Genomic DNA, 13,790 nt, shown 5'->3' with positions numbered 1-13,790 from the left:
CAGTTTATCTTTGACGTCTGTCTACCCAGTATCCAAATCTATCAAAGCCGGTTTCTGATAATATTAACCACAGAGTTGCGTTAATTTGTTTTGGCTGTTGTCGGAATACCATCAGGATAATTAAATGGGAAGGCTTCGAGAGGAACAGGACGAGAAAATAAATAGCCTTGGAAATCCAAACAACCGTAGCTAGCGAGAGCCAGTCTTTGTTCTTGTGTTTCGACGCCTTCAGCAATCACCGCTAAGTTCATGCTTTTCGCCAATGAGACAATCGTACGAGCAATATCCGCATCATGACTATTGGTGAGTAAATCACGCACAAAAGATTTATCAATTTTGAGTTGATCTAAAGGTAATCGTTTTAAGTAGTTGAGTGATGAGTAACCCGTTCCGAAATCATCGAGAGAAAAACTCACCCCATATTTTTTTAGTTGCGACATTTTTGTGATGGTATCTTCAAGATCTTCATGAAGCATACTTTCTGTGAGTTCCAGCTTAAGACGATCAGGATTCGCTCTATAACGTTGCAACGCTTCTAGAACTTGCTGAACAAAACCAGTTTGATGGAATTGCTTGGCACTGATATTAATGGCGAGAACCAGCGAGTCAGTGAGTGGTGAGTTTTGCCATACAGCAAGGACTTGGCAAGCTTGATCTAATACCCACTCGCCTAAAGGAAGAATTAACCCGGTTTCTTCAGCAATAGGAATAAACTCTATTGGTGAAATTGTCCCCTGTTTAGGATGTTGCCAACGAATAAGGGCTTCAGCGCCAGTAAGTTGACCATCATGGGTGACTTGTGGTTGATAGTATAAAGTGAATTCATTACGAGTTAAGGCGTGGCGAATATCATTGGCCATGGCAGCATGCTCTAACACTTTGGCTTGCATTTCTGGATTAAAGAATCGATGTGTATTGCGACCCGCTCCTTTAGCCTGGTACATGGCTAAGTCGGCATGCTTAAGTAATTCATCAATCCCTTTGGTCTCACCGAGGAAAAGGGTAACGCCGATACTTAATGTGCTAAAATGTTCAATATTATCAATGTAATAAGGCTTGGATAATGTATCAAGAATCTTTCTGCACAATAAATCAGCACGTTTAGAGGCGATGTCTAAATCCGAATCCAGTTGTTCAAGAATGATCACAAACTCATCGCCACCGATTCGAGCAACGGTGTCCGTTCTACGTACACAATCAAGTAATCGTTGACTGACTAAGGTTAAAAATTTATCGCCAGTATCATGGCCTCGAGTATCATTTAGAGTTTTAAAATCATCCAAGTCTAAATATAAAATTGCACCGTACTGGCCATTTCTTTGGCTATTTAGTCGAGCTGATTCTAAGCGCTCCATTAATAACTGACGGTTAGGTAATCCAGTTAATTGGTCATAGAAGGCGAGCTGTTTTATTTTGCTTTCTGCGGCTTTACGTTGAGTGATATCAATTAACGTGATCACATAATTAATGATTTCATCTTCATGATCACTGATGACGGCAGTGATCATTGTCCACTGTAGATACTCTTCTCCATTTTTACGTTTATTAAAGATTTCACCTTGCCATGAACCTTGCGTTTTTAATTGCAATTCAAGTTCATCGTAAAAGCTTTGATTATGACGACCCGAGCGAATGACTTTTATATGATGGCCTAGTACATCTTTTGGTTGGTAACCGGTAATATCAGTAAATGCTTGGTTCACTCTAAGAATGTGTTTTTTTTCATCGGTCACAACCATACCTTCGGCTGACTCAAATACCGTGGCGGCAATTTTTAGATTTTCCACCATATGCTGCATCGCATCTCCCACTTGATTGTATTCATATATTCCAGTAGGAGAAAATGATACTCTTAGTCCTTTTTGAATACCTTGAATATAGTCGGTCAATTGGCTTATCGCTCGGCTATGACTTAGATGTAAAAGCCAAGCGGCAAGAATCAGCAGCAGTAAAAAAACACCAGATAATAAAAAGAATGTTTGCCAATAATGTTCAGAAACAGAAGTAAATCTCTGCTTATCGATACCCATTTTTAAGTTTAAGGGATATGCTTTATTGTTAATGTTCAGGGTTGCATTTAATAGATATAGATTTTCATAAGCACGCATCTGTGATGACGTTGTTTCTTCACTAGAATGTGCAGGAAGCGCGATACTTGGACTGTATTGAATCAGTCTTGCTTGCTGATAATGAATAGAAAGAGCATCTAAATCGGCCCGTTCAGCGAGAGTCTGAATAAAACTTCGGTTTTGACCAATCGCCAAACCAATAAACATATAGCCTCGTAATTGAATGCTCGCGGGGTCAAAAATTGGAGTCGCTTTCAGTAAGGCGGTTAAATTTGGACTATGCACTAATGCCCATTCACTTGTGTAATGTAGCGGGGAGCGTAGTGAATTTAACATTGGTTCAATATTGTATAAAGGGAGTCCTGCATCCATTAAAACCTTGCCCGAGGAATCGGTTAAAAAGAAAATATCAAGGTTTGCTCCTAATGCTGAATCTTGAAACATATAGATCATATCTTCAGCAATGTTATTAAACTCAAAGTTCTCACCAGTTAATGAAGTGAACACTTGATTAGATGCAGTCGTGTGTAAATAAACCTCTAATAAATCTAGACGATTTTCTATTAAACTTTGTACGGTTCTTTGTCGCTGCGCTAAACTATTTTCAATTTCTGAATGCAAACTGATTTCTGCAGTACGTATTGAATAAAACATGGAAATAAGAAGGGTAAACAAGCTTAGAAAACCAAATAGCAAAGTAATTCGGGTAGTGAATTTGAGTTCCCACCTATTTTTTTTGCTTTTTTTTCCTATTTCTGAGCTTGAAGGCATTAATGTGTCTCTCCGAAAATTTTATTATTTTATAATTCTAACTATTGCACTATTCATTGAGACTCTGCAATTAATTGTTTGTACTCTTTTACTTGGGCGTTGAATAATTCAATTAATTCGGATTCATTCATAAATATAACGGGCATTTTTATTGTCTCTTCTGTGACTTTTTTAAATCGTGCGTCTTGAGTCACTGATTGAAGCGCTTTGGCTAAAATATCGACTTGATAGTCAGGAGTATTGGCTGGAACGGTAATCACACGGATCGCATGCATACTTACGTCGTAACCGAGTTCTCTTAAGTTAGGTACTTGTGGATAATGGGCAAGCCTTTCATCCGCCAAACTGGCAAGGACTCGCATTAGTCCTGAGTCAGTATAAGCGCTATGTGTGCCGCCACTAAAGGCAAGGTCGGCATCCCCAGAAAGGATTAATGGAGCCATACCCGCTCCTCCGGTCGTTGGCATAATACGTAATGTAATGCCTTCACGCCGCATGATTCGATTGATCACGAATCGATCTTGAATGTTTTGCGACGCATAAACTAAGCCGGGATTAGCTTTGGCATAAGTAATAAACTCGCTCCACGTAGCAAATGGAGTATTAGGACCGGTGACTAAAGCAATTTGATCAAGAGTAATACCAGCCACGTATCGAAAACTGGTTAACTGGTAAGAAGCCGGAGTTGCTAGCGGTGCGAAGGTATAAGGCAGAGAAAGTCCAAATTGAAAGGTGTAGCCTTGATCGCGACTGTTTGCCAGCATGGCTGCCGCTGAAGCTCCTCCAGCACCAGGATGGTAAAGAATATTAACGGGTTGGCCGAGTTTTTCGGAAAGAACTTTCGCGAGGACTTGCCCTTGAATATCCGTACTGCCACCTTGATTAAAACCAATCAACATAGTCAGTGGCTGGGTAGGAAAGTTAGATTGAGCAAACGTTGGTACTGTTACTATCAATGTTAATAACAACAGTACTAGGTGAGCTAATTGTTTGGTTTGTCTCATTATCGTGCCACCTATTTTGTTGAATTATTCTAAGTTTAGGAGCGGTTTATGGTTCTGTCTATGGCAAGCGATCATGATAAATTATCAATGATTAACGATGATGGTTTATTTGCCCATATTGAGTATCGACGTGGTCGTTGATGATTTACTTTACGATGACGGGAGGGGATGGCCAATACATTTTCCAGTACCCCCAAACAACCCAAGCGACGAGTCCTGTAGCGACAAGAAGTTCAAATAAACCAAACAGATGTAGCCAGTACCAGTGTGGGTAAAATTCTGAAAAATAATCGGTTAAACGATGCATCGCGATAGCGCTGATCACCGAAGGAAAAGTAAGCGCAGCAATTGAAGGTTGAAAGGCTAAACGCAATAGTCTGAAATAACAAAGATAAATTAATAGCGTCATGGTGATGGCAATACCCGCTAAAGCACCAGTGAGGATTGGATCCGGGGTAGCAAAATTGACCAGATAGGTGGCGAGAGTAAGGTTAATCGGCGCAGCCATGATCGCTAAAGTTGGACGTGCCCGTCTGGGCAGCATGCCTTCAAAGACTAAGCGATAGAGTACCACTGGTAACATCACAAAATAGATAGCAACACAGACACTAACCAGCGTTTCAGAAAAAACAGTATGGCCAAATTGTGTCCCAGCAAGAGAACTGCTAATCAGACCGACTGGGTAGAGAAACCAACTGGGAACAATATTGGAGATTTTAAAATTCAGGAGTTGAAAGCGAAAAAACAGGACCATCATGGTCATGTGCAACAGTAGGGCTAGAGCCCATATTGGATAAGCAATACTTGGAGAAATAACCGCTAAATAATCACATAAAATTAATAGTGCCATACTCATTGGAGCCATTAAACTGCCGTGTAGAGGATGACGGAGATCATTAATAAATGAAGAATAACTAGTGAGATATTTACCTAAAACGGGCAGTAATAATAAACTACCAAACAGCGCAAAGTAGGGATGGAAAAGAGCTCCCCAGGTTGGTGAGTAGAGTGTCCAAGCTTGACCTAAACCAATAATGCCCAATGCCAAGGCTGCTTGTGAAGCGGGTACGCTTTGTACATGCAGTAATTTTTTCCAGTGCAATGTTCACTCCATTGAGACACATAACGAGCCATAAAAACAGCGGCGATTCTAGCAAGTTATGTCTAACATGGGTAATCAATCACTAGATGATTATCACAAAATGATCACATTTATAGCTAATGACCATTGGGTAACTCCTGTTGGCGCAGTTTCTCTTTTTTGATGGTTCTGTGCAGCAGCTGGCTGTAAATAGGTTTGCCGCCTAAAAGCTGAGCAAAAATGACTGCGCCGAGACTGGTAATGATTAATGGCAAGATTAAATAGTAATTATTAGTCATTTCTATCACCAATAAAATACCAGTGATCGGTGCTCTAACCGTGGCAGCAAACAGAGCTCCCATGCCGGCGATCGCAAACATGCCTGGTTCGATATTGAGCTCTGGAAACCAGCTTTGAACAATTAAACCAAAGGCGTAGCCAAACAATGTCCCTAATGCCAACATGGGAGCAAAAATGCCACCGGGAGCACCAGAACCGAAGCAGAGTAGAGTCGTAACAATCCTTCCTAAAAACAATAACAGTAATATACCGGTCGTATACTCTCCCATCGCTACTGAGGGTATTAAGCCAATACCTCCACCGGTAAGTTCAGGGATGTAGAGCAGAGTTAAACCAAAGCATCCTCCAAGTAGTGAGCCAGTAAGAAGGTAACGATGACGGAGGTTATGGTGAATGCGAACAAAGAGGTCTTGACTCAAGGTGATCAGTTTATTGAAGAGCACGCCGAAAGCACCGAATAATATGCCAAGTAATAGGAAAAACAGTAGGGATCTCAATTCTGGGGCCGAATATTGTGGCAAAGTAATCACCGCTTGTTGGCCATTAATGACTCGGTACACAATATTGGCTGACACGGCTGCAATGATCACACTTCGTACAGAAATAAAGCTGTAGCGAAATTGTGGACGCATCTCTTCCAATACGAACATAATGCCCGCAAGAGGCGCATTAAACGCGGCGGCAAGACCACCAGCAGCCCCAGCAGCAAGCAAAGAGTGTCGAGTATCATCGTTTTTTACTCGAAAAACATCAGATACCATTCGACCCACGGCACCGCCCATTTGTACGGTTGGACCTTCTCTTCCCAAAACCATACCTGAGCCAAGTGCGCCCATACCGCCGATAAATTTAACCGGTAAAACGCGCCACCAGCGAACTGGACGAATGTTATCCATTGCTCCTTCAATTTCTGGTATACCAGAGCCTGCGGCTTCAGGAGCGAATCGATGAACGAGGTAGTAGCCGATTAAGGCTAGTCCAGCGCTGATCAAAAAAGCGGCTAGCCAAAGAGGAACCAGTGAAGTAATCGAACCCACTAACCATTCGGTGCGTGACTCTGAGACGAAATGGACGGCAAGTTCGAAATACGTTGCGATCAGTCCGGCGAGTATCCCGACGATCATAGATAGAAATAGGATCGATAATGAAAGCTTATCGTTGGCAAGAAATTGGCTAAAGCTGTCTTTAGGTATTTTATTGAACAATCGATGAGAGAATTTCTCGCGGACAAGCATGTACACAATAGCCTTATAGAGGTAACAAAATGTAAATTATACTTAGCCAATCCTTTAACTGTAGTTTTAAAAATGAAATATTGAATTGGAAAAATAGCTATTGTATCGCCATTAATGATGATTTTTGAACAGGATCGCAAAGTCATATTTCAACCGAAAAAAAGACGATAAAAAAATGGTGTTTTTCTGAAAATGAGCGATAGTTAAGACGTAAGGCAAACAGAGTATTTCAACAGGAGGAAACGCAAGCCTTACCTACAATTTGGATGGATTCAACCTACAATTCAAATAGCCTCGATTATGATCAGGTTGCAACTATAGCCTTCCTGATTCGCACAACTCACGATTGAGTTCCGAGGATTAAGGCGCGCTCATACAGTGCGCCTTTCGCTGTTTAGGCGCTTCTCCTCAGCTCGTTTCAGTCTACACCTCTTTGTTTTTTGTATATACTCCGCGAAAAGGAGTACCACGATGACAAAAAAAGTACCGACCAATATTATTACTGGCTTTCTTGGCGTTGGTAAAACGACCACGATTTTAAACTTATTGAAGCATAAACCGGCGGATGAAAAGTGGGCGGTGCTGGTTAATGAGTTTGGTGAGATAGGTATTGATGGCGCGATAATGTCCGAACAAGGGGCATTAATTAAAGAAGTCCCGGGTGGGTGTATGTGCTGTACGGCGGGTGTACCGATGTCTGTGGGGATTAATACCCTGTTAAGGCAGAAGCCCGATCGTTTATTGATCGAACCGACAGGCTTAGGGCACCCCAAGCAAGTTATCGCCACTTTAACCTCTGCCCAATATCAGCCTTATGTTGACCTCAAAGCGACCATTGCACTGGTTGACCCTCGTCATTTAAGTAATGATAAATATTTGATGAATCAAAACTTTAATGATCAATTAGCCAGTGCTGATGTGATTGTTGCCAATAAAGTTGACCAAGCAACGCCAACAGATGTTGAGATGTTCCAGACTTGGTTCGCCAGACAGCAACCAGCGAAAGCGGCTTATCAGTTAGTCAGTCAGGGCAATTTATCGCTCTCGATGCTTGATATGGAGCGTAGTGCGGAAAGTGCATCAAGCCATATCGAAGCTCATCACCATCATCATGCCCAATTAGAGCCACAGTTTGCTTTAGCACCGGAACAAGCATTTCTACGTAAAGAAAATCGTGGTCAAGGCTACTACAGTTGTGGCTGGTTATTTGGTGCAGAATATCAGTTTGATTTTGATGAGCTGTTTTCGATGCTTAGCGCCTTAACCGCTGAACGGGTCAAAGGGGTTTTGAACACGACCAAAGGCTGTTATGCCTTTAATGCCAATAACGGGGTGTTATCGGTTAACGAGTTAACCCTACAAGGCTTTGAATCTCGTTTAGAAGTCATTGATTCACAATTGATGCCATGGGATCAGTTGGAGTCAATTTTATTGACCTTAGCCAACATCAAATGATGATTGATTCAGAAAGATAAGAAGGCAGTGTCTCAGCCTTCTTATCTTCTCTCTAGAGTAGTGAGTTTCAGCGTCATTCGCTTTGATGAACAGGCTTATCCGATAACACTTTACCATCCTTAATAGTAATGATCCGCCGAGTGCGCTGCGCCAGTGCCACATCATGAGTGACAATAATTAATGTTCGACCTGCTTGATGAAGCTGATTGAATAGCGTTTCGATCTCAGCACCCGATTTGGAATCCAGTGCCCCCGTGGGTTCATCGGCCAAAATAATTTGCGGATCATTGACCAATGCACGGGCAATGGCCACTCGCTGCTTTTGACCACCAGAGAGCTGATTCGGCTTATGATAACGACGATCGCCGAGGCCAACGCTGTCTAATAAATGCTCGGCACGCTGACGCCTCTCTTTTAGCGTTGTGCCGCTATACACCAGTGGCAGGGCGACATTATCAATCGCATTCGCATAATCAAGTAAATTAAAACTTTGAAAAACAAAACCAATTTTTTGATTTCTTATCTTGGCTAACTGGTGATTGGTTAACGATGATACCCGTTTATCTTCCAGTATATAGTCACCGCTGGTTGGTGTATCTAAACAGCCGAGAACATTCATTAGGGTTGATTTTCCTGAACCTGATGGACCAAGAATCGCAAGGTATTCGCCTTTATCGATATTCAGTGAGACATTATCCAGCGCTTTGACTTGTTCTTCACCACTTCGGTAATGTTTACAGATATTGGCGAGTTGCACGAGAGGAGATTGATCATTCACTTTGTAATGCCTCTAATGGAGTGATGTTTGCTGCGCGATTAGCGGGAAACCAAGCCGCAACGACGCCGATGATGACTAATGCCGTCATCACCAAAAATAGAATGGGCCACGACAGCTCTGGCTGGGGTTTTCCCAACTGTTCATAAAGAAAGTTACCTTGTAGTGGCAGGTGTTGGACTAAGCGTATAAGGCCGTAGGTGAAACTCAGTCCGACGATACCGCCCATCCCCATGGTTAGTATGGATTGAACTAAGTAATGAAGACGAATGTTGGCGCTGGTGGCGCCAACCGCCATTCTCACGCCAATATCTCGTGTAGCGCGTTTGACGGTCGCATACATCACATTGGCGATGCCAATGCCCGCGACACTCAGAGTAACAAGACCAATCACACCTAAAAAACTTTGCAGACCGAGTAAAAAGCGTTGCATACTTTTTTGTCTGAGTAGCATATCTTGGCTTTGAATTAACTGCTCATCACTCGGATCGGCAGAATATTTTCTGGCTAACACTTGTTTGATCACTTGAGCTAACTGTTCACGATCCGCTTGCGCAATGGGCTTGACGTTAATTGCGGCAATCGGTTGGTTGGGATGAAAACGTTGCCAAGTGCTCAAAGGGACAAACAATGCATAATCAATGGGTAGGCCTTGCTCTATCAGTGAAGCGTTGGATTTTATTACACCAATCACGGTAAAATCTTCATCACCGACTTTAACGATTTTGCCGACTGGATTGATGGTTAACACGGGCGACTGCAAAAAATCCTCGTCGCTCTCTTGATTGAATAGCTGGCTTGCAGTGGTATAACCCAGCACGATGACTTTACGTTGTTGCTGATTATCTAATTGATTAAACCAGCGTCCCCCGGGCATCATTTCTATTCCTGTCAGTTGAGCATAATCAGGACTAACCGCATACGGGGTTTGCCAACTGCTATTTTCCTGATAACGGACGGTTTTATCCCACACGGCGCTAATCTCAGCCTGTTGCACGCTCGGTAATGCACGAACCACATCGACATCTTGCGCTTGTAAGGATAAAGCTTGCCCAGTAAAGAAACGACCACTGTTGATACTGGCGTAGCCTGGTGTGATATAAATCAGTTGACCATTGCCGCTTTGCGAAGCACGGCTTAAGCCTTGTCTTAAGCCTTCACCGCTCGCTAACATCATACTGATGCATAGCGTACCCCAAGCAACAGCAAGAACGGTTAATAAAAGACGCTGTTTTTCTGCCAGCATTTCCTGAATAATTTGTCTGATTGGCAGCATGCTATCCTCTCGCACTTAAAGCTAAAACTGGCGTTAAATGTGCAGCACGGCGAGCTGGAAAATAAGCGGCACATAACGCTAGACAGGCGGTGATAAGGAGCGATCCAACGATCGAAGCACTGGTGATGATCGGCGTACCCAACCAGTCAGGTAAACCAAGCTGATTCAGCGTGGCAATGGCCAAATACGAGAGCCCAACACCTATCGCGCAGCCGAGGGTAACCAATAACGTGCCTTCGAGTATAAATTGCCAGAGGATAATTTTGGGTGTCGCGCCAACGGCCAGTCGCACGCCAATCTCTCGCGTTCGCTCGGTTACCGACAAAAACATAATATTGGCAACCCCCAAAGCGCCGACAGCGAGGGTCATCATCCCGCTGGCACCTAAAAACAGCTGAATACCGCGAAACAGGGCATTAATAAACTGAGCACCACTGCTGAAGTCTGGCAAATAAACCGCTTCGCTGTCGGTTGGGTCATAATGCTGTTGCTTGGCAAAAAACGTTTGTATGGCATGACGTAAAGCTACGCCGGGAATATCCGCTTTGGGTTTTACTAACAAAGAATAGGGGTTACTTTGCCATAAATCAGTAAAGGTGGTGCTGGGAATCATTAGTTGATTGCTCTCATTATTTAACGACACTCCACCTTCTTTTTGCTCAGTGATACCAATAATAAAAAAGGGTATGCCATTCACCTTAACGCTATCGCCTAGCGCCAATTGACCGACTTGGGCTAATTGCCAACCGATGATCGCTACTCTCGCATGATTGAATACATCATTAGAGGTTATCGCACGTGAAGCTGGACGTAAGGTTAGGCTTTGTAAAGCAAAATAATGCTGATCAACTCCAGCGACATAACCTGGTAGTGAGCGTCCTTGAGCGTTGGTAACCGTAGCATCCCATTTTCCGTACATCACCGAAAGTTGCTCTATCGCTGGTTGTTTGGCTAAGGCATGCATTTGCTCCTTAGAGATCCGGATCGGTCGTTTGGCTGGAAGCCCTTGCCATGGCTTAGCGGTTTGACCGGGAAAAGCCATCTGAGTATCACTCATCAGTAACGCAAAGGATTGAGTATTCACTCGATAAAAACCTTCACCTAAAGCGACCAAAACCAGTACCGACAGCATTCCCCAGACAATGGCAATAATGGCTAATGTGCTGCGTAAGCGGTGAGCCAATAAGGTTTGGGTAACTTGCAGAAATAGAGTGTTCATTACTGCAGCACTCGTGCGATTAACGCGATATTCTCATCATCCAATTTGCCCACTGTTTTTAGTAAAGCAATACGATGATACCAGTAGTCGTACAGACGGGTTTGTAAGGTATGTTTGCTATTAAACAGCGCATTATGAGCGGTGATCACCTCAGAGGCTTCTGTCATGCCAGCGTTATAGACCGCTTGTTTACTTTCCAGCGCGGTTTGTCGCGCCAGCACTTGTTGCTGGGCAATTTCAATCCGTTGCCATTCCAATTGCAGTTGATGAAAGCGAGTTTGAATTTCTTGTTGAATGTCAATCTCGACTTTTCTCACCGCTTGCTTGTTGTTTAAGATAGTGAGTTGAGCGCGATCCACACTAGAACGTGTCGCTCCATTTAAATCGATAGGCACGCTGAGCGTCAGCCCTGCATTCAAATCACCATCACGACCTTGATCAGTACTTTGATAGGACACGCTACCTGATAGCGTCGGGTAATATTTGGCTTTAGCGGCGTCATGTGCAAATTGAGCCGCAGTTAACTCTTGTATGCTGGCTAACAAGGTCGGACTGTTGTCTTTGGCAAGCTTAATCCATTGTTGTTCAGTCGCAAAAGGTAAAGTGGGCTGCTCTGATACCTGCGTATTGATTTCATGGATTTTATCAACTGGCTGATTAATGAGTGCCGTTAACGCATATTGTTTGCTAGCAAGAGCCGATTGTGCGGCGAGTAAAGCTGCTTGCTCATCAACATGGTTAGCGCGCATATCTTCTAACTCTGTGGCGCGAATTTTACCGGCCAGATAGCGTTGCTCGGTCACATGCAGTAACTGTGCGCCTTCTCGCCATTTCTCTTGAGCAAGAGTGAGATCACCTTGGGCGCTGGCCAATTCAAGATAAGCGGTTAGTAGACGTGCGGCGAGGCTATTGTATTCCGCTTTTGCCCGCAGTTGCGTAGCGACATAGTGAGCTTGATACTGATCAAGCGCAGACCAAGCAGAGCTATCCCAAAGGGTTTGACTTAATGTGGCGCCATAACCCCTTTGGTTGTCACCATCTTGGTTCCAACTGGTTTGCGCCGTGATATTCAGCGATGGGCGTAATACGCTAGTGGCAGTGGCAACGTCAGTTTGACTAATTTGTGATTGGATTTGCGCCTGCATGTAGGTTGGATCAGCGGTTTTTGCCGCTTGCCAAGCTTGTTCTAACGTAATAGCAAAAGCGGGCTGACTGATCGCAAGTGCTAATAATCCATAACGGGTAAAATTGATCAAGGCATTAGTTGGCATAAGAATGACCTAGCATACTGTTATCAACAATCGTTTGTTGGTTTTCAAGCCCAGAGATAATTTGCACATTGATGCCATCGGATAACCCTAATGTTACCGGCTGTGCAGTGAATCCATGTTCTGAATCATCAGCAATTAAGACTTCGGCTTGGTTACCTTGAAAGCGTAATGCGCGCTCCGGTACCGTCACCACATTCTCTACTTTCTCTAAGATGATATGAGCGGTGGCTGAAAAGCCGGAGCGAAGGGTGATATCCTCTGGAAAGTTGAGCTGGCTAATTTCGACTTCAAAGCCATTATCAAACCCCGTGTTATTGCTCGAACTGGTGTTATTGAGTTTTTCAGATTGCACAGCGACTTTGCTTAACACGCCCTCGATATTTAGGGTTGGAAAGGGGGCGAGTATCACAGTGACAGGCATCCCAACCGCGAGTTGTGCCGCATCGTGTTCACTGACGCTGCCTTTAAAAATCATATTCTTCATATCTGCAATCGACATCAGTTCAGTCGCGGCTTGGCTAGAGGCCGTAGAGATGATCGGCTCACCCACCTCTACTTTTAAATTTAAAATAGTGCCATCGATCGGAGCGGTAAGGGTTGAGGTTAATTTAGCATCACCAATTGAGGCCTCGCCGCTACGGATTAATTCTAAGTTTTGGCGTTTTTGTACCACATCGGCCAATTTTGATTTCAAATCGGCTTGAGCTTGAATGTAGTCGCCGTAGTTTTTAGGAATAATATTCTGTTTAACCAGACGTTCTAAATTGGTAACGTTTTGTTTTGCTGACTCTAAACTGGCTTCACTTTGCATTAACATCGTGGTTGCTTCGGTCAGTGCCTGCGGAGTTGGGTTAGGGGTGATTTTAATTAATGGTGTTCCCGCATTCACATGCGCACCAACATGGTGGAATATCTCACCAACAATACCTTCAATTTGTGATTTAATTGAGACTGAGTGAGCCGGAACGATTTGTCCCACAGCGATGGCTTGTTTTTCAATTTGGCCTAATTGTGCCGTTAAGGTCGGTAGTGATGCTTTGGGTTTTGATAAATGAGCGCTACCCCAATAACCGCCAGCCATTAATACAATGGCGACTGCAATCCAGCGTTTGTTCATGTTAGGTTCCGTGAATGATATAAGAGCATGAATGTATGATGATAAATTGGTGATTAGGTTCCGCAGATAATTATCGGGCGGTTGTTTATTAAAGAGAGGTGTTCATCTCAGATCCCCGATAGCCTACTAATCATGATTGGATTTGTCACTCAGTGGTGTGTCTTGGAATGTACGTTTATGTATTGTGTACACAGGATGTTGAGAGTCGAAGTGTTGA

At 43.5% G+C, this 13,790-nt stretch carries 10 protein-coding genes; 1 reads left to right on the top strand and 9 read right to left on the bottom strand.

The annotated features are described in order from the left end of the window. Window positions 1-80: 80 nt before the first annotated feature. From VIB_RS17075 to clcA, 4 genes are all read right to left on the bottom strand, one after another. Complete coding sequence (locus VIB_RS17075; RefSeq protein WP_167535090.1) at window positions 81-2,690, bottom strand: EAL domain-containing protein; 2,610 nt, start codon at window positions 2,688-2,690, stop codon at window positions 81-83. A gap of 203 nt (window positions 2,691-2,893) precedes the next feature. Then, window positions 2,894-3,844: a tripartite tricarboxylate transporter substrate binding protein gene (locus VIB_RS12370; RefSeq protein ID WP_004396483.1), complete on the bottom strand. Its 951-nt coding sequence runs from the start codon at window positions 3,842-3,844 to the stop codon at window positions 2,894-2,896. A gap of 145 nt (window positions 3,845-3,989) precedes the next feature. After that, window positions 3,990-4,946, bottom strand: coding sequence for a TDT family transporter (locus VIB_RS12365; RefSeq protein WP_004396481.1), 957 nt, complete (start codon window positions 4,944-4,946; stop codon window positions 3,990-3,992). A gap of 116 nt (window positions 4,947-5,062) precedes the next feature. Next, on the bottom strand, window positions 5,063-6,460 hold the full coding sequence (gene clcA, locus VIB_RS12360; protein ID WP_004396480.1) for a H(+)/Cl(-) exchange transporter ClcA: 1,398 nt from the start codon (window positions 6,458-6,460) through the stop codon (window positions 5,063-5,065). Between the two features lie 471 nt (window positions 6,461-6,931). On the opposite strand from clcA, the gene VIB_RS12355 reads away from it, so the two are divergent. Further along, window positions 6,932-7,915, top strand: coding sequence for a CobW family GTP-binding protein (locus tag VIB_RS12355; protein WP_004396479.1), 984 nt, complete (start codon window positions 6,932-6,934; stop codon window positions 7,913-7,915). A gap of 73 nt (window positions 7,916-7,988) precedes the next feature. Here the strand turns inward: VIB_RS12355 and VIB_RS12350 are convergent, their stop codons facing one another. Genes VIB_RS12350 through VIB_RS12330 form a run of 5 tightly spaced genes read right to left on the bottom strand, consistent with a single transcriptional unit; the run spans window position 7,989 to window position 13,573 of the window. Further along, window positions 7,989-8,693 (bottom strand): ABC transporter ATP-binding protein, encoded by a 705-nt coding sequence (locus tag VIB_RS12350; RefSeq protein WP_004396460.1) that lies wholly within the window; start codon window positions 8,691-8,693, stop codon window positions 7,989-7,991. Continuing rightward, entirely contained in the window at window positions 8,686-9,966 is a 1,281-nt protein-coding gene (locus VIB_RS12345; RefSeq protein WP_004396458.1) for an ABC transporter permease, read from the bottom strand. The genes VIB_RS12350 and VIB_RS12345 overlap by 8 nt, the downstream gene beginning before the upstream one ends. 1 nt (window position 9,967) lies before the next feature. Further along, on the bottom strand, window positions 9,968-11,185 hold the full coding sequence (locus VIB_RS12340) for an ABC transporter permease (protein WP_004396456.1): 1,218 nt from the start codon (window positions 11,183-11,185) through the stop codon (window positions 9,968-9,970). Then, the gene (locus VIB_RS12335; RefSeq protein WP_004396454.1) at window positions 11,185-12,456 is read right to left on the bottom strand and encodes a TolC family protein; all 1,272 of its coding nucleotides are present in this window, start codon (window positions 12,454-12,456) and stop codon (window positions 11,185-11,187) included. Before VIB_RS12335 ends, VIB_RS12340 begins: the two co-directional genes overlap by 1 nt. Continuing rightward, window positions 12,446-13,573 carry an efflux RND transporter periplasmic adaptor subunit gene (locus VIB_RS12330; RefSeq protein ID WP_004396452.1) on the bottom strand — a complete coding sequence of 376 codons (1,128 nt, stop codon included), beginning with the start codon at window positions 13,571-13,573 and terminating at the stop codon, window positions 12,446-12,448. Before VIB_RS12330 ends, VIB_RS12335 begins: the two co-directional genes overlap by 11 nt. Window positions 13,574-13,790: the final 217 nt, after the last annotated feature.

Origin of the sequence: Vibrio metschnikovii CIP 69.14, assembly GCF_000176155.1 — a bacterium.
Lineage (GTDB): Bacteria > Pseudomonadota > Gammaproteobacteria > Enterobacterales > Vibrionaceae > Vibrio > Vibrio metschnikovii.
The sequence above is the reverse complement of the archived record's forward strand: the minus strand, read 5'-3'. Positions and strand labels throughout refer to the sequence as shown.